Raw genomic sequence first — 24,459 nt, forward strand, 5'->3', positions numbered from 1 at the left:
GGCGCCCGCGGCGGGGGGGGGCCCCCCGCCCCACCCCGCCCCCCCCCCCGCCCCCGCCCCCCGGGGGGCGCCCCCCCCCGCCCTCGGGGGGGGGGGCCCCCACCCGGTTACCCCCGAGGATGCCCCACCATGCGCACCCGAACGTTCGCCACCGCCCTCGCCGTCGCGGGGGCGGTCGTTCTCGCACCCGCCGCGCTGCCCGCCGCCGCCCACGGCGACACCGTCCACCTGGAGGTCACCGGGCAGGACAGCGGACACGTCACCACCGTGGCCACCTGGGAGAACGACCACGACCCGGTCACCGAGGAGTTCGCCGGGTCGCTCGCCGCGACCTCCGCCGACGGCCGCTCGGCCGGGCCCTGGCGTCTGGTCGCCGTGCCCGGGCACCCCGGCTCCTACACCACCCGGGAGATGCTGCCGGCCGGCCACTGGCGGATCACCGTGGACTGCGCGTTCCCCTCGCTCGGGCACGGCGAGCGGGAGCTCGACATCGAACCGGCGGTCATCTCCGACCCGCCCCTGCCGACCCCCACCGGGACGTCCGGCGCGCAGCCCACCACCGCCGGGCCCACGGCGGGGCCCACCGCCGTGCCCACGCCCACGCTCACGTCCGGAGCCACGCCCGCACCGACCCCTCCGGCGGGGTCCCCCTCCGCCGGACCGACGGCCGGACCGACGGCCGGCCCGACAGCCGGCCCGACCGCCGGGCAGACCGTGCCCCCCGCGCAGGACACCGCCGCCGGGAGCGACGGTTCGTCCACGGCGGTCCGGGTGGCCGTCGGTACCGCCGTGGCCGCCGTCGTCCTGGCCGCCACCGGCTTCGCGCTCCGCCGCCGGGCCCGCCGGCGCTGACTCCCGGTCGAAGGATCCGCAGGTCAGCGGAACCGGCGGGCCCGAACCCACCGTCCCCCCTCTCAACCGGACGCCGCCACGGCGTCCGACGGGAGCAAGGGAGCGTCCGCGCATGAAGAAGGTCCTGATCACCGGTGGCGCGGGATACATCGGCAGCACGGTCGCGTCCGCACTGCTCGACCAGGGCATCACGCCGGTCGTGCTCGACGACCTCTCCACCGGCCGGCCGGAGTTCGTCGAGGGCCGGGTGTTCTACCGGGGCGACATCGCCGACGCGGACCTCCTGGACCGCGTCTTCGCCGAGCACCCCGACATCGGCGCCACCCTGCACTGCGCGGCCCGGATCGTGGTGCCGGAGTCGGTCGCCAAGCCGCTGTTCTACTACCGGGAGAACGTCGCCAAGACGGTCGAGCTGCTGGAGGGCCTCCAGCGCAACGGCTGTACCCGGGTCGTCTTCAGCAGCTCCGGCTCCATCTACGCGCCCACCCCGGACGCCCGGGTCGACGAGAGCTGCCCCGTCGCCGCCGGCAGCCCGTACGCGCGGACCAAGCAGATGATGGAGCTGGTCCTCCAGGACTGGACCCGGGGCGAGGGCGCCGAGGACCTCCGGGTCGTCGCACTGCGCTACTTCAACCCGGTCGGCGCCGACCCGCGGCTGCGCACCGGGCTGCAGGACCTCCGGCCGACCCACGCCCTCGGCAAGCTGATCGAGGCCCATGCCGACGGCGTGCCGTTCACCGTCACCGGCGCGGACTGGGCGACCCGGGACGGTTCCGGCATCCGGGACTACATCCACGTGCAGGACGTCGCCGAGGCCCACGTCGCCGCGCTCACCCGGTTCGACGAGGTGATCAAGCCCGCGGCCGAGGCCCGCTACCGGGTGATCAACATCGGCACCGGTGAGGGCACCACCGTCCGCGAGCTGATCGCGGCCTTCGAGGCCGCCGTCGGCGCCGAGGTCGAGGTCCGGGAGGCGGACCCCCGCCCCGGCGACGTGATCGGCTGCTACGCCGCCGTCGACACCGCCCGCGAACTGCTCGGCTGGACCGCGCGGCGCACCATCGCCGAGGCCGTCGCCGACGCCCTCGCCTGGCGCGCCAAGTGGACGGCGCACCTCGCCTCCGCCTGACGGGCGGTCGGCGCCTGACGGGCCCGTGCCCACCGCGTCCTCCGGCGAAGGCGAAGGGCGAAGGGCGAAGGCGAGAACCGGGCCGACGGCCGCGCGGGCGAGCCACCGGGCAACCCGCCGGCCGCACCGGACCGTGGGGAGCGGAGCGGAGTACCCGGCGGGGGAGCGGGTGGCCGGAATCAGCTGGCGGACGTGGACGTGGACGCGCAGGGCGCTGATCGGACTCTGCGGGGCGGTCCTGCTGCTTCCGGCGGCGCTGGTCGTGATCCGGCGCGGCGACTGGGACGACGGCACCCCGCCGGTGCTGCTGCCCTACGCGGCGGGTGCCGGCCTGGTGGTGCTGGGTGTGCTGCTCGCCCTGCGCCCGTGGTGGGCGGCGGCCCTGGCCGGGCCGCTCGCCACCGGTCTGACGGAGACCCACGCCGAACTCGGCCGGGGCGGTTCGCCCGCCTGGCCGGAGGACAATGCGGACTTCCCGCACCTACCGCCGGTGATCCAGATCGGCCATGTCCTCCATGGTGAAGGTTTGACCGCCGTGGCGGTGTCCGGGCACCGCGTGCCGGGTACGGATCACCGTGCGGTGGTGGCCGAACTCGCCGTGACGGGCTGAACGTCGAGCGGCCGGTGCGGCCTGCGCCGCGCCGGTCGTCGGCATGGCTCGGACCGGCCGGCCGCCCTCTGTGCACACGGAGAGCGACATGCCACAGGCGTCACTCCGGTCACAGAAATGATCACGATCATCACCCGATCGTGTTCGACATGACGTAGAGTCTGAATCGGCATGGACAGGCCAGGGGGCGCGTCCGAGTGCGTCTTCCGGCGGGGGCCGGGGGGCGACGGCCCGCGGTGCGGGCGGGGACGGGTCTTTCCGGCATGTCGCACAGCGGGCGAGGCTGCGGGCCGAGGGGGTGGATGCTGCGTGCGGATCGAGTCGGTGGTCGTGGTGGGTCGCGACGTGTCTGAACAGCTGCGGCGGCGAGACGATCTGTTCCACGATGTGGCCAGCCCTTTCCAAGGCCTCGGTGTTCTGGGCATGCTCGTGGGGGGCCGCCGGGGGGGCGCCGCCTTCGCCGGTCACGGCGACCGGGGTCGCTGTCGCAGCCCGGGTCACCGGCCGGCGGGACATCAGGGTGCCTGCGGCGAAAGCTTCTTACAGATCGGACGGTGTTCGCTGCCCTACCGTTCGCGGATGACCGACGACCCGGTCATCGCGCATTCCTCTCCCCGTCTCCTCCCGCCGGCCCCGTCCGGTGGTCGGGCGGCTGTTCAGGGCCCCGTCGACATGGTGGTCGCACCCGGCACCTCGTGACCGGAGCGGGCTCTTCCGGCTCATCGGCTGCGCGCCGCCGCGCGTTCGGCGGCCGACGCACCGTCGCGCAGTGGTCAATCTCACGTCAGCGCCCCAGGCGGCCCCGGCAGGCCTTCCTGGAGCCGAACGACGGCTCTGTGGAAGGGGGTTGCCGAATGTTGTCCAGACGTTCCGGCGCTCCGGAACCGGCCCTTCCGTCCCGCGGACCGGGCCCGGCCCGCAGGTCGACGGGCTCGGGGCACGGGGGCCCGACCATGCGTCGCGGACCGCCGGGCCGCCGCTCGTCCGCGACCGACCAGGCACCACCGGCACGATCGTGTTGCAGGCCCCACATTCCCATGTCGAATCGAGTGGCGTCCGACGATGCCCGCCGAGCAGCCGGGCAGGACAGGGCGGTACCGATTCCGAGTCGGAGGATACAGTGTCATTTCGGACTTACACGGCGCCCGGTCCTTCCCTGCAGTTATCCGACGAAGTCGTCCAGTTGGCGGCGCGTTCCGCCCAGTCGTGGCTCGACGGCCAGCTCGGTAGGAGTATGGATCTGGCCGCCGCCGCCACGGGCCGGGCGCAGGCCGGAGCGCCGGGCTCCTGCTCGCTGAAGGCGAGGATCTGGCACGCGACGCTGTTGACCCGCGTCCGCGGTCTGGGGGCGGCTACCAACATGCTCGCCGACGACACGTCACCTGTCCACGGATCGAACCAAGTTGAGAAGCGGGCCGCTCATTTGCTGTGCGAGGCGGAGCTGAGCCTGGCCAAGGGCGAGCTCGACCGGGCGGTCGCCTCGGCCCAGGCCGGTCTCCGGCTGGCCCAGCAGGCCGGCAACCGATCGCTGAACCCGAGCGGGTTCCTCGTCATGGCGGTCAGTACGACCCGGCAGCTGGACCTCACCACCGCCCTCCAGTACGCGAACCGGCTGCGGGACCACGCCCTGCTCGGACGCGCGAACCTGATGGCCGGGCAGTGCGCCTGGGCCGTCGCCCAGGTGCTGGAGGCCCGGGACGGGACAGAGAGCATCGCCCACCTCCTGAAGGGGCTGGTGCACGACGGTGCGCTGGCCCGGGAGTTGCTGGTCTCGCAGCCGGCCGCGGCGGCCTGGCTGGTCCGCGCCGCGCAGCGCCTGTCGGACGACGAGATCGCCGTCCGGACGGTCACCCAGGTCAACGAACTGGCGGCGCGCAACCCCAGCTTCCGCACCGTCCAGGCGGCGTCCGCGCACGCCATCGGCCTGTTCGAGCGGAACGCCGCGGCCCTGGAGCGGGCCGCCGGCCTGCACCTGGACCGGTGGGCGCAGGCCTCCGCGCTGGAGGACGCGAGTGCGGTGCGGTTCGCCCGCCGCTCCGAGCAGGACCAGGCCGTCGAGCTGCTGAAACGGGCGGCGGACGGCTACGGGGCGGTCGGTGCCTCCCGCGACGTCCTGCGGGTGCGCAGCAAGCTCAGGGAACTGGAGGGCAACAGCGGGCAGTTCTCGCGCCGCCCGAGCCGGACCAGAACGATGGCCAGCCAGTTGACCGACACCGAGTACGCGGTGGCGGAGCTGGTGAGCCAGGGACTCACCAACGGGCGGGTGGGGCGACAGCTCTTCATGTCCCCGCACACGGTGGCGTTCCATCTCAAGAAGATCTTCCGCAAGCTCGACGTCGCCTCCCGGGTGGAGCTGGCAGGCACCTGGAACCGGCTCGTGGAGGAGCGGACGACCGAATTGGGCGCGGAGTCCGCGTTCGTGCCCGAGGTACCGGCCGGGCGGTTGGCCGTGTGAGGCCCGCGCGCCGGTGCGACGGTGTGCGGACGTTCGCGGAACGGGCCCTTCCGATGGGCCGCCGCGGCGTGCCGCCCGGCCGTCCGGGCCGGCGCGTGGGCCCGCCGCGCGGCTCCTCACGGGCCGGTGGCCACCCGCGCTACCAGACTGAGGGATGCCCGTCCGGGGCGCTTCTCCTTAGACTCGAAGAGCGTTGGAAAAGCAGTTCTCGGTGAATCGCTCAGGACAATCCAGGGGCCCTTTGTGTCTTCTCTTCTCCACATTGATTCGAGCATCCGCGCCACCGGCTCCGTGACGAGGCAGTTGTCGTCGTATTTCGCCACCCAGTGGCGCCAGAACCACCCCGGTGACGGTTACACCTACCGGGACCTGGCGGCCCAGCCGGTCCCGCACATCACCCACGCGGTGCGCGAGTCGCTCCTGGACCCCAGCCGTGACCACGGGCTGGCGCCGGCGGAGAAGGCGCTCACCGAGGCCGTGGTGGCCGAGGTCCGCGAGGCGAGCACGATCGTGCTCGGCGTCCCGATGTACAACTACGCCGTGCCGTCGACGATCAAGTCGTGGATCGACCTGCTGGTCAGCCCGGCCCACATGGTGCCCCCGGGCGCCGAGTCGGGCCCGCTGAGCGGCAAGACGGTCATCGTGGTCACCGCCCGCGGCGGCTCGTACGCGCCGGGCACGCCGCGGGAGGGCTGGGACCACCAGGAGCCCTACCTGCGCGCGGTGCTGAGCTCGATCGGCCTCGCCGACGATCTGAAGTTCGTGCACGCCGAGCTGACCCTCGCGGCGATCGTGCCGGCGATGGCGGCGCTCAAGCCGCTGGGCGAGCAGTCCCTGGCGAACGCCAACGAGACGCTCAAGAAGCTGGCTCTCTGATTCCACGGAACGGCCCGGCCGTCATTCGCGGCCGGCGGGAACATCGCGGCGGGCTCGTGCCGGATTCGCCGCGTGATTCGCCGTGCCCGCACACCGGTGCGGGCCCGGTGAATCCTCCGGGAAACGGCTCCGTACCGAACCGGCGGGGCTGCCGTTTTCGTGCGCAGGGATATTTCGACCCGAAACGGAGAAGGTGCGTCATGAGCGAGGCGATCTCTTACGAGGATGCCTGGGCGCGGACTGACAAGTTCGACCCGCCGGCGATTTTCGACGAGCTGCGGAAGGAGCGCCCGCTGGCGCGGATGGTCTACCCCGACGGGCACGTCGGGTGGATCGCCACCAGCCACGAGCTCGCCCGGCAGGTCCTGAGCGACCCGAAGTTCAGCCACAACCTGGAGATCGGGCACTTCCCGGTCACCAAGTACGGTGGTCCGGTACCGCAGTTCCCGGCCATGCCGGGGATGTTCATCCACATGGACCCGCCGGAGCAGACCCGGTTCCGCAAGCTGCTGACGCGCGAGTTCACCGGGCGCACGATCAACCAGCTGACGCCGCAGGTCGAGGCGGTGGCCGCCGAGCAGATCAAGGTCATGCGCGAGCACGGCAACTCCGCCGACCTGCTGGAGACCTTCGCCAACCCGCTGGTCCTGCGGGTGCTGTCGGACCTGATCGGCCTGCCCTACAGCGAGCGGGACCGCTACGCCGAGGCGCCGGCGGTCATGAACAACCCGTTCGGTGGCGCGCAGGAGTCGATGGCCGCGTTCGCCCAGGTGGGCGCGTTCATCCACGAGACCATCGCGCGCAAGAAGGCGGAGCCCGGGGACGACATCCTGAGCCGGCTGATCGCCACCGGGGAGCTCAGCGACGAGGAGCTGGGCAACATCACCGCCCTGCTGCTGTTCGCCGGTTACGAGACCACGGAGGGCGCGCTGACGGTCGGCGTGTTCGCGCTGCTGCACCACCCGGAGCAGCTGGCCGCCCTGCGGGCCGACCCCTCGAAGATCGATGACGCGGTGGAGGAGATCCTCCGCTACATCACCGTCAACCAGTACGAGATCTTCCGGACCGCCCTGGAGGACCTCGAACTCGGCGGCCACGCCGTGAAGAAGGGCGAGACGGTCACCGTCTCGCTGCCGGCCGCCAACCGCGACCCGGCGAAGTTCGGCTGCCCCGCCGACCTCGACCTCTCCCGGGACACCGCGGGCCACGTGGCCTTCGGCTACGGCGTCCACCAGTGCATCGGCCAGAACCTGGCCCGACTGCAGCTGCGGGTCGGCCTGCGGGCCCTGCTGGAGGCCTTCCCCGACCTGCGCCTGGCGGTGCCGGCGGACGACGTCCCGCTGCGGACCCACGGGTCCGTCTTCGCTGTGAAGTCCCTGCCCGTTTCCTGGTAACTCCCTGCTCTCCGGAAGGAGTTCGCGGTAAGGTGCGCCCCGATCTGATCACCCCGCTCCCGGTCATCCTCCGGGAGAACGCGGTCCGTTTCACGGACAAGATCGCTTTCGAGGACGACCGGCACGCGGTCACCTACGGAGAGCTCGAAGCACGGACGCGGAGGCTGGCCGGTCACCTGGCCGGCCTCGGCGTCCGGCGCGGGGACCGGGTGGCACTCTGCCTCGGCAACTCCGTCGCCATGGTGGAGGGCTATCTCGCCGTCGTGCGGGCCGGCGGCATCGGTGTGCCGGTGAACCCGCGGGCCACGGCGGCCGAGACCGAGTACCTGCTGACCGACAGCGGCGCGGTCTTCGCGCTGACCGACACCGGTCACGCAGAAACGTTCCTGCGATTGCTGCCGGCCCCGGCCGGTGCGTCCGGCGTGCTGGTGTCCGGCCCGGCCCCGGCACCGGCGGGCACCCTCTCCTTCGACGAACTCGCCGTCACCGAACCCGTCACCGAGGCCCCCGACGACCTCGGACTGGACGAGGTGGCCTGGATGTTCTACACCTCGGGCACCACCGGCCGGCCCAAGGGCGTCCTGTCCACCCAGCGCAACTGCCTCTGGTCCGTGGCCTCCTGCTACGTGCCCGTGCCGGGCCTGTCCGAGCACGACCGGGTGCTGTGGCCGCTGCCGCTCTTCCACAGCCTCTCGCACATCGCCTGCGTGCTCTCCGTCCCGGTGGCCGGCGCCACCGCCCGGATCATGGACGGCAGTTCCGCGGACGACATCCTGACCGCGCTCCGCGAGGACCGCTCCACCTTCCTCGCCGGCGTCCCCACCACCTACCACCACCTGGTCACCACCGCCCGGCGGACCGGTCTGTCGCTGCCCGACCTGCGGATCGGGCTGGTCGGCGGCGCCGTCACCGGCTCCGAACTGCGCCGCTCCTTCGAGGAGGGCTTCGGGGTGCCGCTGGTCGACGCCTACGGGAGCACCGAGACCTGCGGCGCGATCACCATCAACCCGCCGGACGCCGCCCGCGTCGAGGGCTCCTGCGGCCTGCCCGTGCCGGGCGTCGGCGTGCGGATCGTCGACCCGCGCACCGGCCTCGACGTCGCGGCCGGCGAGGAGGGCGAGGTCTGGGTCAGCGGACCGAACGTCATGGTCGGCTACCACAACAGCCCGGAGGCCACCGCCGCGGCGGTGCGGGACGGCTGGTTCCACACCGGCGACCTGGCCCGGCGGGACGAGGCCGGGTACTTCACCATCTGCGGCCGCCTCAAGGACCTGGTCATCCGCGGCGGCGAGAACATCCACCCCGACGAGGTCGAAGCCGTCCTGCGCACCGTCGAGGGCGTGGCCGACGCCGGGGTCGCCGGGGTGGCGCACGACACGCTCGGCGAGGTGCCCGTCGCCTGGGTGGTCCCCGGGCCGGCCGGCCTCGACACCGCCGCGCTGATCGACCGCTGCCGCGAGCGGCTCTCCGCGTACAAGCTGCCCGAGCGGGTCTACGAGGTCGCCGGGATCCCCCGGACGGCCTCCGGGAAGATCGTCCGGCGCCTGCTGGCCGAGCAGCCCGCCCGGCTGCGCTACGCCGCCGACGGACACCATGACGCCCTGCTGGCACCGGCCTGGGTGCCGGCGCCGCCCGCACCCCCGGCGGCCGCCGGAACAGCCGCACCGGGCTGGGCGGTGGTCGGGCCGGCCGACGCGCTCGTCACCGCCCTGCGGGCCGCCGGTCTCGGCGTCCGGCACCACCCCGACCTCGCGGCCCTGGACGCCGCCGTGGCCGCCGGCGAGCCGGCTCCCGGCGTGACCCTGCTCGACCCGATGGCCACCGCCGCCGAGGGCCGTGCCTCGGCCACCCGGCCGGTCCCGGCCGGGGCCCGGCTGGTCCTGCTCACCCGCGGCGCGGTGACCGCCACCGAGGGGGACGCCGCGCCCGACCCCGCGGGCGTCCCGCTCTGGGCCGTCGCGCGCTCCGTCCAGGCCGGCAGTGACCGCCCCGAGGCCGTGACCGTCCTCGATCTCGACGCCCGGCCCGGCGCCGAGGTGTCCGCCCCGGAGCTGCTGGCCGCCGTCGCCTCCGGTGAACCCCAACTCGCCCTGCGGGACGGACAACCACTGGTGCCGCGACTGCTCCCGGTGCCGGTCGCCGACCGTCCGCTCGGCGCCGGCCCGGCCGGACTCGGCGCGACCGTGGTGGTCACCGGGGCCGACACCCCGGCCGGCGCCGCTCTGGTGCGCCACCTGACCACCGCGTACGGGGTGGAGCGGTTGCTGCTGGTCGACGCGCCGGATGCGGGCGAGCCGCTGGACGCCGATCTCCCCACCGGGGTGGAGCTCGCCCGGGTGAGCGCCGACGGCACGGACCGGGCCGCACTGCGGACGGCGCTGGCCGATCTCGGCCACCCGGTCACGGCCGTCGTGCACGCCGCCGGGGACCAGGCCCTCGCCCGGGCCCTCGACGAGCTCACGGCCGACACCGGCCTCACCGCCTTCGTCGCCGTCACCGGCACCGCCGCCGTGCTCGGCTCCCCCGGGGCCCCGGACACCGCTGTCGCCGAGGCGCTGACGGAGGCACTGGCGCACAGCCGCCGGCTGCGCGGGCAGGCCGGCTCGGCCCTCGCCTGGAGCACCGGCTACCCCGTGGCCGACGCCACCGAGGAGGCCGGGGCCCGGCACCTGCGGGACGGGCTCGCCGCCTTCGACCTGCTGATCGAGACCGGCGCCCCGGCGCTGGTGGCGCTGCGGACCGGCCCGCTCGACCCGGACGGCCGGGTGCCGGCGGTCCTGCGCGCCCTCGCGGCCACCCCGCCGCCCGCCGCCCGGCCCGACGAGACCGTCACCGCCGACCTGCGCGCCCGCCTGTCGGGCCTGGACGAGCGGGCGCAGCTCGCCCTGCTCGAAGAGCTGGTCCGCACCCAGGCCGCCGCCGTGCTGAACCGGCCCGGCACCGGCGCCGTCCCGGCCGGGCAGGCCTTCCGCGACCTGGGCCTCACCTCGCTCGCCGTCGTCGAACTGCGCAACCGGCTGACCGGGAGCACCGGGCTGCGCCTGCCCGCCACCGTGAGCTTCGACCACCCGACGCCGGAGGCGCTGGCGGCCCACCTGCGGGCCCGCGTCCTCGGCCTGCGCGAGGCCCCGGAGCCGGCCGGCCGGGCGGTGCCCGCCGATCCGGACGAGCCGATCGCGATCGTCGGCATGGCCTGCCGCCTGCCGGGCGGTGTGACCGGCCCGGACGAGCTGTGGCGGCTGGTCCGCGAGGGCCGGGAGGCCCTGTCCGGCTTCCCGGAGGACCGTGGCTGGGACTTGGACGCCCTGTTCTCCGGCGATCCGGAGCAGGCCGGCACCTCCACCGCCGACCGCGGCGGGTTCCTGCGCGACGCCGGTCTGTTCGACGCCGGGTTCTTCGGCATCAGCCCGCGGGAGGCGCTGGCGATGGACCCGCAGCAGCGGCTGCTGCTGGAGGCGTCCTGGGAGGCGATGGAGCGGGCCGGTATCGACCCGGCCGGTCTGAAGGGCGCGGACGTCGGGGTGTTCTCCGGCGTCATGGGCCAGAGCTACGGCGCGGGCGGCGCGGCGCCGGCGGAGCTGGAGGGCTTCACCGCCACCGGTACGGCGTCGAGCGTGGCCTCGGGCCGGGTCTCCTACGTGTTCGGGTTCGAGGGCCCGGCGGTGACGGTGGACACGGCGTGCTCGTCGTCCCTGGTGGCGATGCACCTGGCCGCGCAGGCGCTGCGGCGCGGGGAGTGCTCGCTGGCGCTGGCCGGCGGCGCGACCGTGATGGCGACCCCGGACACCTTCGTGGAGTTCTCGCGGCAGCGGGCGCTGGCGACGGACGGCCGCTGCAAGTCCTACGCGGACGCGGCGGACGGCACCGGCTGGGCCGAGGGCGCGGGCGTCGTGGTGCTGGAGCGGCTCTCCGAGGCGCGGGCCAACGGGCACCACGTGCTGGCCGTGCTGCGCGGCAGCGCGGTGAACCAGGACGGCGCGTCGAACGGTCTGACCGCGCCCAACGGGCTCTCCCAGCAGCGGGTGATCCGCAAGGCGCTGGCCAACGCGGGCCTGTCCACCGCCGATGTGGACGTCGTCGAGGGCCATGGCACCGGCACGGTGCTGGGTGACCCGATCGAGGCGCAGGCCCTGCTGGCCACCTACGGTCAGGACCGGCCCGCCGAGCGGCCGTTGCGGCTCGGCTCGCTGAAGTCGAACATCGGCCACACCCAGGCCGCCGCCGGGGTCGCCGGTGTGATCAAGATGGTGCAGGCGCTGCGGCACGGCGTCATGCCGCCCACCCTGCACGTGGACGTGCCGTCCACCCAGGTGGACTGGTCGCTCGGTGCGGTGGAGCTGTTGACCGAGGCGCGGGACTGGCCGGAGACCGGGCGCCCCCGGCGGGCCGCCGTCTCCTCCTTCGGTGTCAGCGGCACCAACGCGCACCTGATCCTGGAGCAGGCCCCCGAGGAGGAGCCGGCCGAGGTCGAGGCTGGCCCCGCGGGTGTGCTGCCGCTGGTGGTCTCGGCGAAGAGCGCGGCCTCGCTGGCGGGCCAGGCCGGGCGGCTGGCGCCGTTGGTGACGGCCGGTGACCGGGCGGCCCTGGCCGGTGCGCTGGTCACCCGGCGGGCGCTGCTGGACGAGCGTGCCGTGGTGGTGGCCGGCACCTCGGAGGAGGCGCTGGCGGGGCTGGCCGCGTTGGCCCGGGGCGAGTCCGCTCCCGGGCTGGTGACGGGCAGCGCGGCCGGGGCGGGCCGGACGGTGCTGGTGTTCCCGGGGCAGGGTTCGCAGTGGGTCGGGATGGGGCGTGAACTGCTGGACTCTTCCCCGGTGTTCGCCGAGCGGGTGGCCGCGTGCGCGGCGGCGCTGGAGCCGTTCGTCGACTGGTCGCTGGAGGACGTGCTGCGCGGGGACGCGCCGGCCGAGCTGCTCGACCGGGTGGACGTGCTCCAGCCGGCGAGCTTCGCGGTGATGGTCGGTCTGGCGGTGGTCTGGGCGTCGGTGGGTGTGGTGCCGGACGCGGTGGTCGGGCACTCGCAGGGTGAGATCGCGGCGGCCTGCGTGGCCGGTGCGCTGTCGTTGGAGGACGCGGCGCGGATCGTGGCGGTGCGCAGCCAGGTGATCGCGGGCAGCCTCGCCGGGCGCGGGGGGATGGCGTCGGTGGCGCTCTCCGAGCCCGAGGCCGTCGAGCGGCTGGTGCGCTGGGCGGAACGGGTGGAGGTCGCGGCTGTCAACGGCCCGGCCTCGGTGGTCATCGCGGGTGACGCCGAGGCTTTGGACGAGGCGCTAGAGGTCCTGGCGGCCGACGGTGTGCGGGTGCGCCGGGTGGCGGTGGACTACGCCTCCCACACCCGCCACGTCGAGGCGATCGAGGACACCCTGGCGAAGGCCTTCGCGGACATCCGCAGCCAGGCCCCGCTGGTGCCGTTCTTCTCCACTGTCACCGGTGAGTGGATCGACGAGGCGGGCGTGCTGGACGGCGGGTACTGGTACCGCAACCTGCGCGGCCAGGTCCGGTTCGGCCCGGCGATCGCGACGCTGCTGGACCAGGGCCACACGGTGTTCGTGGAGTCGAGCGCGCACCCGGTGCTGGTCCAGCCGGTCAGCGAGATCGTGGACGAGGCCGGGGCCGAGGCCCTGGTCACCGGGACGCTGCGGCGGGACGAGGGCGGCCCGCGCCGCCTGCTGGCCTCGATGGCCGAACTCTTCGTCCGCGGCGTGGCCGTGGACTGGACGGGCGTGCTGCCGACCGGCACCGCCCGCGTCGAGCTGCCGCCCTACGCCTTCGACCACCGGCACTACTGGCTGCGGACCACCCGGGCCACCGACGCGGCCTCGCTCGGCCAGGCCGCCGCCGACCACCCGCTGATCGGCGCGATCGTCGGTGTGCCCGGCTCGGGCGGCTTCATGACCACCGCGCGGTGGTCGCTCGGTGCGCACCCGTGGCTCTCCGAGCACGTGGTCGGCGACACCGTCCCGGTACCCAGCGCGGCGCTGGTCGAGCTGGCCGTCCGGTTCGGCGACGAGGTCGGCACCCCGACCGTCGCGGAACTGACCGTCGACCGGCCGGTGGTGCTCCCGCTGCGCGGGGGGCGCGCCGTCCAGATGACCGTCGAAGCGGCCGGCGACACCGGCCGGCGCGCCGTCGAGGTGTACTCCCGCGCGGACGACGCGCCGCTGGACGCGGAGTGGACGCGCCACGCCCACGGCACCCTGGCACCCGCCCCGGCGGACACCCGGGCCGCCCGGCCCGCCGACGGCCCGGTGACCGAGGTCTCGCTGGACGACGCGGCCGGCCCCGCCGACCGATTCGGCCTGCACCCGGCGCTGCTGGACGCCGCCGTGCGCACCGCCCTCCCGGAGGGCGCGTTCGCCGCCGAGTGGCGCGGGGTGACCCTGCTGGCCTCGGGCGCCACCGAGCTGCTGGTCCGCACCTCCGGGACGACGGACGAGGGGGCCCGGCTGGAGCTGAGCGACCCGACCGGTGCGCCGGTGCTGATCGCCGATGCCGTCCTCGCCCGGCCCTACGCGCCGGAACAGAACGGTGTCGCACGGGAGTTGACGCAGGACGCGCTGTTCCGGCTGGAGTGGTCCGAACTGCCGCTGCCCGCCGTGGCGGAGGCCGCCCCCGGTACGGCGACGATCGCGACCGCCGGGGACGTCGAGACCCTCGCCGCGTCCGACGGTCCGGCTCCGGAGGTGCTGCGGTACGCCGTGGAGCACCCGGGGGGTGACCCCCGGGCCGCCGTGGCCGCCGCGCTGGCCGTCCTCCAGGCCTGGCTGTCCGCCCCCGCGCTGGCGCAGTCCCGGCTGGTCGTGTCGGTGGGCGGGGACGGGACCGACCTCGCGACCGCCGCCGTGTCCGGTCTGCTGCGCTCGGCGCAGTCCGAGCACCCGGACCGCATCGTGATCGCCGAACTCGACGACTCCGCCGCCGCGTTGCTGCCGGCCGTGCTGGCCAGTGGCGAACCGCGGGTGCGGGTCCGGGCGGGTCTGGCCGAGGTACCCCGACTGGTCCGGGCCACCGTCCCGGAGCGCACCACGGGGACGCCCGGAGCCGGGACCGCCGAAGCCGGGACGCCCGGAGCCGAGGCGCCCGGAGCCGGGACCGCCGCGGGTCTCGACCCCGCCGGGACCGTCCTGGTCACCGGCGGGACCGGGACGCTCGGCGCCCTGGTCGCCCGGCACCTGGTCACCGCGCACGCCGCCCGCCACCTGCTGCTGGTCAGCCGCCGCGGCCCCGCCGCCGAGGGCGCGCAGGCGCTGCGCGAGGAACTCGCCGCGCTGGGCGCCACCGTCACCGTCGCCGCCTGCGACACCGCCGACCGCGCCCAGCTCGCCGCGCTCCTCGCGGCGGTACCGGCCGAGCACCCGCTGACCGCCGTCGTGCACACCGCCGGCGTCCTGGACGACGGCGTGGTCACCGCGCTGACCCCGGACCGGGTCGACACCGTGCTGCGGCCCAAGCTGGACGCCGCGCTCCACCTGCACGAGCTCACCCGGGGCCTGGACCTCGCGGCCTTCGTGCTGTTCTCCTCGGCCGCCGGCGTCCTGGGCAACCCCGGCCAGGGCAACTACGCGGCGGCCAACGCCTGCCTGGACGCCCTGGCCGAGCTGCGCCGCGGGCTCGGCCTGCCCGGCGTCTCGCTCGCCTGGGGCTACTGGAGCCAGGCCAGCGGCATGACCCGCCACCTCGGCACCGCCGACCTCCGGCGCACCAGGCGGCTGGGCATGGCCGGGCTGTCCGACGCCGAGGGGATGGCCCTGCTGGACGCCGCCCTGCGCGCCGGCGCCGGGACGCCCGCCGCCCTGGTGGCCGCCAGGTTCGACCTGCCCGCCCTGCGCGCGGCCGCCCGCAGCGGCCCCGTGGCACCGCTGCTGCGCGGCCTGGCGCCGGCCGGACGGCGGACCGTCCGCGCCGCCGCCGGCCCCGACACCGGCTCCCTGCGGGACCGGCTCGCCCGGCTGGGCGAGGCCGAGCGGACCGAGCAACTGGTGGCCCTGGTGCGCCGGCACGCCGCCGAGGTGCTCGGCCACGCCGCCCCCGACGCCGTCCGGGCCGACCGGGCCTTCAAGGAGGCCGGCTTCGACTCGCTGACCGCCGTGGAGCTGCGGAACCGGCTGGCCTCCGCGAGCGGACTCACGCTCTCCTCGACCATCGTCTTCGACTACCCGAAGCCGGTCGCCCTCGCCGAGCACCTGCGCGCCAGGCTGTTCGGCACCACCGCCCCGGACGGCGCCGGGACGGGCCGCGCGAGCGCCGCGGCCGTCGACCCCGACGAGCCGATCGCGATCGTGGCGATGTCCTGCCGCCTCCCGGGCGGGGTGCACAGCCCCGAGGACCTCTGGCGGCTGGTGGCCGACGGGGTCGACGCCGTCACCGAGTTCCCCGAGGACCGCGGCTGGGACATCGAGCGGCACTACGACGCCGACCCGGACAGCGCGGGCAAGACCTACGTCCGCCACGCCGCCTTCCTCGACGACGCCACCGGGTTCGACGCCGGCTTCTTCGGCATCTCGCCGAACGAGGCGCTGGCGATGGACCCGCAGCAGCGGCTGCTGCTGGAGACCTCCTGGGAGGCCTTCGAACGCGCCGCGATCGACCCCACCGGGCTGGGCGGCCAGGACATCGGCGTCTTCGTCGGCGTCAACAGCCACGACTACACCGTGCGGATGCACCAGGCGGCCGGCGTCGAGGGCTTCCGGCTCACCGGCGGGTCCGGCAGCGTCCTGTCGGGCCGTGTCGCCTACCAGTTCGGCTTCGAGGGCCCGGCCGTCACGGTCGACACCGCCTGCTCCTCCTCGCTGGTCGCCCTGCACCTCGCGGCCCAGGCACTGCGCCGGGGCGAGTGCTCGATGGCGCTGGCCGGCGGCGTGATGGTGATGGGCAACCTGGAGACCTTCGTGGAGTTCTCCCGGCAGCGCGGGCTGGCCCCGGACGGCCGCTGCAAGGCCTTCGCGGACGGCGCGGACGGTACCGGCTGGGCCGAGGGCGTCGGCGTGCTGCTCGTCGAGCGGCTCTCCGAGGCGCGCCGGCGCGGCCACCAGGTCCTGGCGGTGATCAGCGGCAGCGCGGTCAACCAGGACGGCGCGTCCAACGGCCTGACCGCGCCGAACGGGCTCTCCCAGCAGCGGGTGATCCGCACGGCGCTGGCGAACGCGGGCCTCTCGCCGGCCGAGGTGGACGCGGTCGAGGCGCACGGCACCGGCACGGTGCTGGGCGACCCGATCGAGGCGCAGGCCCTGCTGGCCACGTACGGGCAGGACCGCGTGGACGGGCAGGAGCCGCTCTGGCTCGGCTCGGTCAAGTCGAACATCGGCCACACCCAGGCCGCGGCCGGGGTGGCCGGGGTGATCAAGATGGTGATGGCCATCCGGCACGGCGTCCTGCCCCGGACGCTGCACGTGGACCGGCCCTCGACCCATGTGGACTGGTCGGTGGGCGCGGTCGAGCTGCTGACCGAGGCCCGGGACTGGCCGGAGACCGGCCGCCCGCGCCGCGCGGGGGTGTCCTCCTTCGGCATCGGCGGGACCAACGCGCACGTCCTGGTGCAGCAGGCGCCGGCCGACGCCGCCGCCGTGCCGGAGCCCGCGCCGCCGCAGGACCCGGCCGACGCCGCCCAGGCGCCGCCGGTGCTCGTCCCGGTGCCGGTGTCGGCCAGGTCGGCGGCCGCGCTGCGCGGCCAGGCGGGGCGGCTCGCCCGCTTCGTCGACGACCGGTCCGACGTCCCGCTGGCCGGGACGGCCCACGCGCTCGCCACCGCCCGGGCCGGGCTCGACCACCGCGCGGTGCTGCTGGCGGGTGACCGCCGGCAGCTGGCCGACGCCCTGCGCGCCCTCGAAGCGGGCACGCCCGACGCCACGACCGTGGTCGGCAACGCCGCCGCCGCCGACGGCAGGCTGGCCTTCCTCTTCACCGGGCAGGGCAGCCAGTGGGCCGGGATGGGCCGCCGCCTCGCCGAGGCCTTCCCGGTCTTCCGGGACGCCTTCGCCGCCGCCTGCGCCGCCGTCGAGCGGCACCTGGACGGCGCGTCGACGCGCCCGCTGCACGAGATCGTCTTCGCCGACCCCGGTACGGCGGAGGCCGCGCTGCTCGACGAGACCCTGTACACCCAGGCCGGTCTCTTCGCCCTGGAGACGGCGCTGTTCCGGCTCTTCACCTCCTGGGGCGTACGGCCCGACCTGCTGGCCGGGCACTCGATCGGCGAGCTCGCCGCCGCCCACGCCGCCGGCATCCTCGACCTCGCTTCGGCGGGCGAACTGGTCGCCGCCCGAGGGCGGTTGATGCAGGCACTGCCGGCCGGCGGCGCGATGGTCGCGGTGCGGGCGACCGAGGCCGACGTCGCGCCGCTGCTGGCCGGCGGGGCGGGCGTGGTCGGTGTCGCGGCGGTCAACGGCCCCGACTCGCTGGTGCTCTCCGGCGCCGAGGACGCGGTGCTCGCCGTCGCGGCCGAGCTGGCCCGGACCGGTCACAAGACCCGGCGGCTCACCGTCAGCCACGCCTTCCACTCGGCCCTGATGGAGCCGATGCTGGCGGAGTTCGAGGCGGTCGCGGCCAAGCTGAGGTACCGGCCGGGCAGCATCCCCGTGGTCTCCACCGTCACTGGTCGGTTCGCCGAGGAGGGGCACTTCGGGACGGCGGCGTACTGGGTCGACCAGGTGCGCGACGCCGTCCGGTTCGGCGACGCGGTCACCGCGCTGCGCGACCAGGGCGCCGCGACCTACCTCGAACTGGGCCCGGGCGGGGTGCTGACCGCGATGGCGCTCGGCACGCTCGGCGAGCGGCAGGCCGGCGGCTGCGTCGCCACCCTGCGCGGCGACACCCCCGACGACACCGCCGTCCTCACCGCGCTCGCCGAACTGCACGTGCGCGGCGTGGACGTGGACTGGCCCGCCGTCCTCGGCCGGCCGGTCACGGCGGTCGGCGCCGAACTGCCCACCTACGCCTTCCAGCACGAGCGGTACTGGGTCGAGAGCGGCGCCGCCGCGGACGCCGAGGCACTCGGCGCCCGCAGCACCGGGCACCCGCTGCTCGGCACCGTCGTCGACGTCCCCGGCGAGGACGGCGGCACCGGCGTGGTGCTCACCGGGCGGCTGACCCGGCGCAGCCGCGGCCTGCTGGTCGACCCGGCCGGCCCCGGTGACACCGCCGTCCCGGCGGCCGTGCTACTGGACCTGTTCGTCCTGGCCGGCAGCGAGGCCGCCAGCGGCGCCGTCCGGCAGCTCACCGTGGTGACGCCGCTGGTCCTGCCCGGCCACGGGGACCTCCAGCTGCGGGTCTCGGTGGAGGCCCCGGGCACGGACGGCCTGCGCCGCGCCGGGGTGCACTCCCGGACGGCCGGTCCGGAGCAGGGCCCCTGGGTCTGCCACGCCCGCGCCCTGCTGGCCCCCGGGCTGCCGCAGCCCGGCTTCGACCTGCGGGACTGGCCGTCCGCCGAGGACGCTGCGGACACCACGGACGCCGGCGAGGCGACGGACACCGTGTCCCCGGCCGCGAAGGTGGCCGGCGTCCGCAGGCTCTGGCAGCGCGACGGCGGGCTCCTCGCCGACATCGAGCTGCCCGCCGAACTCCTGGCCGAGGCCGAGGCGTTCACGCTCCACCCGGCGCTCGTCGACACCGCGCTGAAGGTCCTCGCCGCGCACACCGGAGGCGACGCCGACGGGCGCGACCGCGAGCCGGCCGCCTGCGCCGAGCTCGCCGTGTACGCGGAGGGCGCCGCCGCCCTGCGGCTGCGGATCACCCCGGCCGAGGGCGGGCGCCACCTGCTGGAGCTGGCCGACGCGGAGGGCGAACCGGTCGCCACCATCGGGCCGTTGACGCCGGCGGGCACCGACGGGGCCACCCGTGCCGACGCCACTTCCGTGGCGGTTCCGGCGGCCCCGGCGGACGCCCCGCTGGCCCGGCGCGTGGTGCGGCGCGGTGCGGCGGCCGGCGGTTCGACGGCCGCCCGCCTGGCCGACCTCGCCCCGGCGGAACAGCACCGCCGGCTGATGGCGCTGGTGCAGGAGAGCGCCGCCGCCGTCCTGGGCCACCAGGGCGCCGACTCCTTCGACGCCGGCCAGCCGTTCCGCGAGCTCGGCTTCGACTCGCTCAGCGCCGTCAAACTCCGCAACCGGCTGCAGGACTTCACCGGCCTGTCCCTGCCGACCAGCCTGGTCTTCGACTACCCGACCCCGGCCGCACTGGCCGACCACCTGCGCGCCGAACTGCTCGGCGAGCGGCCGGCGGACGGGCAGGCGGCCACGGCGGCCGCCACCGACCCGGACGAGCCGATCGCCATCATCGCCATGAGCACCCGGCTGCCGGGCGGCGTGAACACCCCCGAAGAGCTCTGGACCATGGTCGCGGAGGGGCGGGACGGGCTCTCCGCCTTCCCCACCGACCGGGACTGGGACGTCGACAAGCTGTACCACCCGGACCCGGCCCACCCGGGCACCAGCTACACCCGGGTCGGCGGATTCCTGCACGACGCGGCCCAGTTCGACGCTGGCCTGTTCGGCATCTCGCCGCGTGAGGCGCTCGCCATGGACCCGCAGCAGCGGCTGCTGCTGGAGACCTCCTGGGAGGCACTGGAGCGGGCCGGGATCGACCCGCTCTCCACCCGGGGCCGCGACATCGGCGTCTTCACCGGCATCGTCCACCACGACTACGTGACCCGGCTGCGGCAGGTGCCCGACGACGTGCAGGGCTACGTGATGACCGGGACGTCCTCCAGCGTCGCCTCGGGCCGGGTGTCCTACGTGTTCGGCTTCGAGGGCCCGGCGGTCACCGTGGACACGGCCTGCTCGTCGTCCCTGGTGGCGATGCACCTGGCCGCGCAGGCGCTGCGGCGCGGCGAGTGCTCGATGGCACTGGCCGGCGGCGCGACCGTGATGTCCAGCCCGGACGCCTTCCTGGAGTTCTCGCGGCAGCGCGGCCTCTCCGCCGACGGGCGCTGCAAGGCCTACTCGGCGACGGCCGACGGCACCGGCTGGGCCGAGGGCGTGGGCGTCGTGGTGCTGGAGCGGCTCTCCGAGGCGCGGCGCAACGGGCACCGGATCCTGGCCGTACTGCGCGGCAGCGCGGTGAACCAGGACGGCGCGTCGAACGGTCTGACCGCGCCCAACGGCCCCTCGCAGCAGCGGGTGATCCGCCGGGCGCTGGCGAACGCGGGCCTGAGCGCCGCCGAGGTGGACGTGGTCGAGGGCCACGGCACCGGCACCTCGCTGGGCGACCCGATCGAGGTCCAGGCGCTGCTGGCCACCTACGGCCAGGACCGGCCCGCCGACCGGCCGCTGCGGCTCGGCTCGCTGAAGTCCAACATCGGCCACACCCAGGCGGCGGCGGGTGTCTCCGGCGTGATCAAGATGGTGGAGGCGATGCGGCACGGCGTGATGCCCGCGACCCTGCACGTCACCGAGCCGACCCCGCAGGTGGACTGGGCGGCGGGCGCCGTCGAACTGCTCACCGAGGCACGAGAGTGGCCGCGCGACGGCCGGCCGCGCCGCGCGGCGGTCTCGTCGTTCGGTGCGAGCGGGACCAACGCGCACGTGATCCTGGAGGAGGGCCCCGAGCCGGTCCCCGCGGAGCCGGCCGACGGGCCCGCGCCCGACGCGGTGGTGCCGCTGGTGGTGTCGGCGCGGAGCGCCGCCTCGCTGGCGGGCCAGGCCGGCCGGCTGGTGGCCTTCGTGGAGTCGGCGCAGGCCGCGCCGCTCACCGGAGTCGCCGGGGCACTGATCGCGCGACGGGCGGTACTCGCCGAGCGCGCGGTGGTGGTGGCCGGTTCGCGGTCCGAGGCGCTGGCCGGGCTGGCCGCGCTGGCCCGGGGCGAGCGCAGCCCCGCCGTGGTGACCGGGACCGCCGCGTCCTCCGGCGGACCGGGCCGCACCGTGCTGGTCTTCCCGGGGCAGGGTTCGCAGTGGGTCGGGATGGGGCGTGAACTGCTGGACGCCTCCCCGGTGTTCGCCGAGCGGGTGGCCGCGTGCGCCCGGGCGCTGGACCCGTGGGTGGACTGGTCGCTGGTGGACGTGCTGCGCGGGGACGCGCCGGCCGAGCTGCTGGACCGGGTGGACGTGCTCCAGCCGGCGAGCTTCGCGGTGATGGTCGGCCTGGCCGCCGTCTGGGCCGCGGTCGGCCTGGTGCCCGACGCCGTGCTGGGCCACTCCCAGGGCGAGATCGCGGCGGCCTGCGTGGCCGGTGCGCTGTCCCTGGAGGACGCCGCGCGGATCGTCGCGGTGCGCAGCCAGGTGATCGCCGGCAGCCTCGCCGGGCGCGGCGGGATGGCCTCGGCGGCGCTCTCCGAGGCCGACGCGCTGGTCCGGCTGGCGCCGTGGGCGGACCGCGTGGAGGTCGCCGCGGTCAACAGTCCGACCTCCGTGGTGGTGGCCGGTGACGCCGAGGCGCTGTACGAGGCGCTGGAGGTCCTGGCGGCCGACGGTGTCCGGGTGCGCCGGGTGGCGGTGGACTACGCCTCCCACACCCGCCACGTCGAGGCGATCGAGGACACCCTGGCGAAGGCCTTCGCGGACATCCGCAGCCAGGCCCCGCTGGTCCCGTTCTTCTCCACCGTCACGGGCGAGTGGATCGACGAGGCGGGCGTGCTGGACGGCGGGTACTGGTACCGCAACCTGCGCGGCCAGGTCCGCTTCGGGCCGGCCGTCGCCGCCCTGCTCGGCCAGGGCCACACCGTCTTCGTCGAGGCGAGCGCGCACCCCGTACTGGTCCAGCCGGTCAACGAGATCTTCGACACCGCCGAGGACGACAGCGTCCGGCTGCGCGCCGTCGTCGGCGGCACGCTCCGCCGCGAGGAGGGCGGGCCGCGCCGGCTGCTGGCCTCGATGGCCGAACTCTTCGTCCGGGGCGTCGCCGTGGACTGGACCGGCATCCTGCCGGCCGGGGCCGACGCCCCGCTGGCGGAGCTGCCGACCTACGCCTTCGACCGCCGGCACTTCTGGCTCCAGGAGGGCGAGACGCCCGACGACGCCGCCTCGGCGGCCGAGGGCGCGGACGCCGACTTCTGGGCGGCCGTGGAGCAGACCGACCCCGACTCGCTCGCCCGACTGCTCGACCTGGCCGCGGCCGACCAGCGCGAGGCGCTGCGCACGCTGACCCCCGTCCTGGCCGACTGGCGGGGCCGGCGGCGGCGCCGGTCCAGCGCCGAGAAGCTGCGCTACAACGTCACCTGGCGGCCGCTCGAACGCGAGGCCGTCGGTGTGCCGGGCGGCCGGTGGCTGGTGGTCGTCCCGTCCGGGCGACCGGCGGACGCACCCGTCGACGGCCTGCCGGCCGCGCTGGCCGCGCAGGGCCTCGACCTCGTCACCCTGGAGGTCGCGGCCGAGGAGACCACCCGTGCCCGCCTCACCGAACGGCTGACCGCCGTGCTGGCCGAGCAGGACGTGACCGGCGTGCTCTCGCTGCTCGCGCTCGACCCGGGGACCACCGGGCCGGACGTGAGCGCCACGGTGGCCACCCTCGCGCTGATCCAGGCGCTCGGCGACGCCGCGCCCGGCCGCCCGCTCTGGTGCCTCACCCGGGGCGCCGTGAACATCGGGATCCAGGACACCCTCACCGCACCGGCGCAGGCCGCGCTGTGGGGCCTGGGCCGGGCCGCCGCGCTGGAGTTCCCCGACCGCTGGGGCGGTCTGATCGACCTGCCCGCCGCGCACGACGCCCGGACGGCGCAGTACCTGCTCGGCGCGCTGAACGGCGCCGCCGGCGACGACCAGCTCGCCGTCCGCCGCTCCGGCGTCTACAGCCGCCGGCTGGTCCGCAAGGCCGCGCCGGAGCCCACCACGGGCGGCTGGCAGCCGAGTGGCACCGTGCTGGTGACCGGCGGCGCCGAGGGGCTCGGCCGCAACGCCTCGCTCTGGCTGGCGGAGTCCGGCGCGAGCCGGTTGATCGTCACCACCGGCCCCCGGACGGCCGAGGAGGACCTGGCCGGGCTGCGGGCGGAACTCGCCGCACTGGGCACCGGCACCACCGTGGTGGCCTGCGCCGACGCCGACCGGGACGCACTCACCCGGCTGGTCGCCGAGGCGCCCGCGGACCAGCCGCTCACCGCCGTGCTGCACGCGGCCGACATGGCCTGGACCGGCTCCGTCACCGACACCGGCGCGGCGGACCTCGCCGAGGTCTTCGCCGCCAAGGTGGACACCGCCTTCTGGCTCGACGAGCTGTTCGCCGACACCCCGCTCGACGCGTTCGTCGTCTTCTCCTCGATCGCCAGCGTCTGGGGCGGCGGCGGGCAGGGCGTCTCCGGCGCGGCCAACACCGTGCTGGACGCGCTGGTCGAGTGGCGTCGCGGACGCGGCCTGCGGGCGACCTCGATCGCCTGGGGCGCCCTCGACCAGGTCGGCGCCGGGATGGACGAGGCGACCCTCGCCCAGCTGCGCCGCCGGGGCGTCCTGCCGATGGCCCCGCAGGTCGCGATGACCGCCTTCGAGCAGGCGGTGCGGGCGCACGAGAAGTTCGTCACGGTGGCCGACATGGACTGGGACGCCTTCATCCCGGCGTTCACCTCCGTCCGGGCCAGCCCGCTCTTCGCCGACCTCCCCGAGGCCGACGCCGCGCTGCGGGCCTCCCAGCCGGACAGCGGGAACAGCGACACCACCTCCTCGCTGGTGGACTCGCTGCGGGCCGTCCCGGAGGCGGAGCAGGGCCGGATCCTGCTGAAGCTGGTCTGCGGCCACGCCGCGACCGTCCTCGGCCACAGCGGCGCCGAGAGCATCGGCCCGCTGCAGGCCTTCCAGGAGGTCGGCTTCGACTCGCTGGCCGCCGTCAACCTGCGCAACAGCCTGCACGTCGCCACCGGCCTGCGGCTGCCCGCGACCCTGATCTTCGACTACCCCACCCCGGACGCCCTCGTCGGCTACCTGCGCGCCGAACTCCTGCGGGACACCGGCGACGACCTCGACGGGCGGGAGGACGACCTGCGGCGCGCGCTCGCGGACGTCCCGTTCGCCCGCTTCAAGGAGGCCGGCCTCCTGGACACCCTGCTCGCCCTCGTCGAGACCGAGGACGCCCCCGCACCCGACGCGGCGGCCGAACCGGCCGAGGACGACGCCGACCTGATCGATGCCATGGACGTCGCCGACCTGGTGCAGCGCGCCCTCGGCCGGAACTGACCCGGACGCCCGGCGACCACCCGTTCCACCCCGAACTGCCCCGAACCGCCCCGATGACC

7 protein-coding genes are annotated in these 24,459 nt (G+C 75.6%); all 7 read left to right on the forward strand.

The features are described 5' to 3' along the window. Positions 1-129: 129 nt before the first annotated feature. Positions 130-852 (forward strand): hypothetical protein, encoded by a 723-nt coding sequence (locus tag ACFWA9_RS08405; protein WP_380384562.1) that lies wholly within the window; start codon positions 130-132, stop codon positions 850-852. Positions 853-964: 112 nt separating this feature from the next. Further along, positions 965-1,981, forward strand: a complete 1,017-nt coding sequence (gene galE / locus ACFWA9_RS08410) for a UDP-glucose 4-epimerase GalE (RefSeq protein ID WP_380384565.1) — start codon at positions 965-967, stop codon at positions 1,979-1,981. A 169-nt stretch (positions 1,982-2,150) separates the two neighbouring features. Then, positions 2,151-2,591, forward strand: coding sequence for a hypothetical protein (locus tag ACFWA9_RS08415; protein WP_380384567.1), 441 nt, complete (start codon positions 2,151-2,153; stop codon positions 2,589-2,591). Between the two features lie 1,234 nt (positions 2,592-3,825). Further along, positions 3,826-5,046, forward strand: a complete 1,221-nt coding sequence (locus ACFWA9_RS08420; protein WP_329491258.1) for a LuxR C-terminal-related transcriptional regulator — start codon at positions 3,826-3,828, stop codon at positions 5,044-5,046. Positions 5,047-5,289: 243 nt separating this feature from the next. After that, positions 5,290-5,922: an NAD(P)H-dependent oxidoreductase gene (locus ACFWA9_RS08425; protein WP_329491259.1), complete on the forward strand. Its 633-nt coding sequence runs from the start codon at positions 5,290-5,292 to the stop codon at positions 5,920-5,922. A gap of 200 nt (positions 5,923-6,122) precedes the next feature. Beyond that, a complete protein-coding gene (locus ACFWA9_RS08430; RefSeq protein ID WP_380384571.1) occupies positions 6,123-7,316 on the forward strand; it encodes a cytochrome P450 in 1,194 nt (397 codons plus the stop codon). 32 nt (positions 7,317-7,348) lie between these two features. Then, complete coding sequence (locus ACFWA9_RS08435) at positions 7,349-24,400, forward strand: type I polyketide synthase (RefSeq protein ID WP_380384574.1); 17,052 nt, start codon at positions 7,349-7,351, stop codon at positions 24,398-24,400. Positions 24,401-24,459 lie beyond the last annotated feature (59 nt).

This window comes from Kitasatospora sp. NPDC059973 (genome assembly GCF_042737525.1).
In the GTDB taxonomy this organism is placed as follows: Bacteria; Actinomycetota; Actinomycetes; order Streptomycetales; family Streptomycetaceae; genus Kitasatospora.

Bases quoted from the DNA above. Each gene is read 5' to 3' on its own strand.
- galE (WP_380384565.1), top strand. From the start codon at position 965: ATGAAGAAGGTCCTGATCACCGGTGGCGCGGGATACATCGGCAGCACG.
- ACFWA9_RS08420 (WP_329491258.1), top strand. From the start codon at position 3,826: ATGGATCTGGCCGCCGCCGCCACGGGCCGGGCGCAGGCCGGAGCGCCG.
- ACFWA9_RS08405 (WP_380384562.1), top strand. From the start codon at position 130: ATGCGCACCCGAACGTTCGCCACCGCCCTCGCCGTCGCGGGGGCGGTC.
- ACFWA9_RS08430 (WP_380384571.1), top strand. From the start codon at position 6,123: ATGAGCGAGGCGATCTCTTACGAGGATGCCTGGGCGCGGACTGACAAG.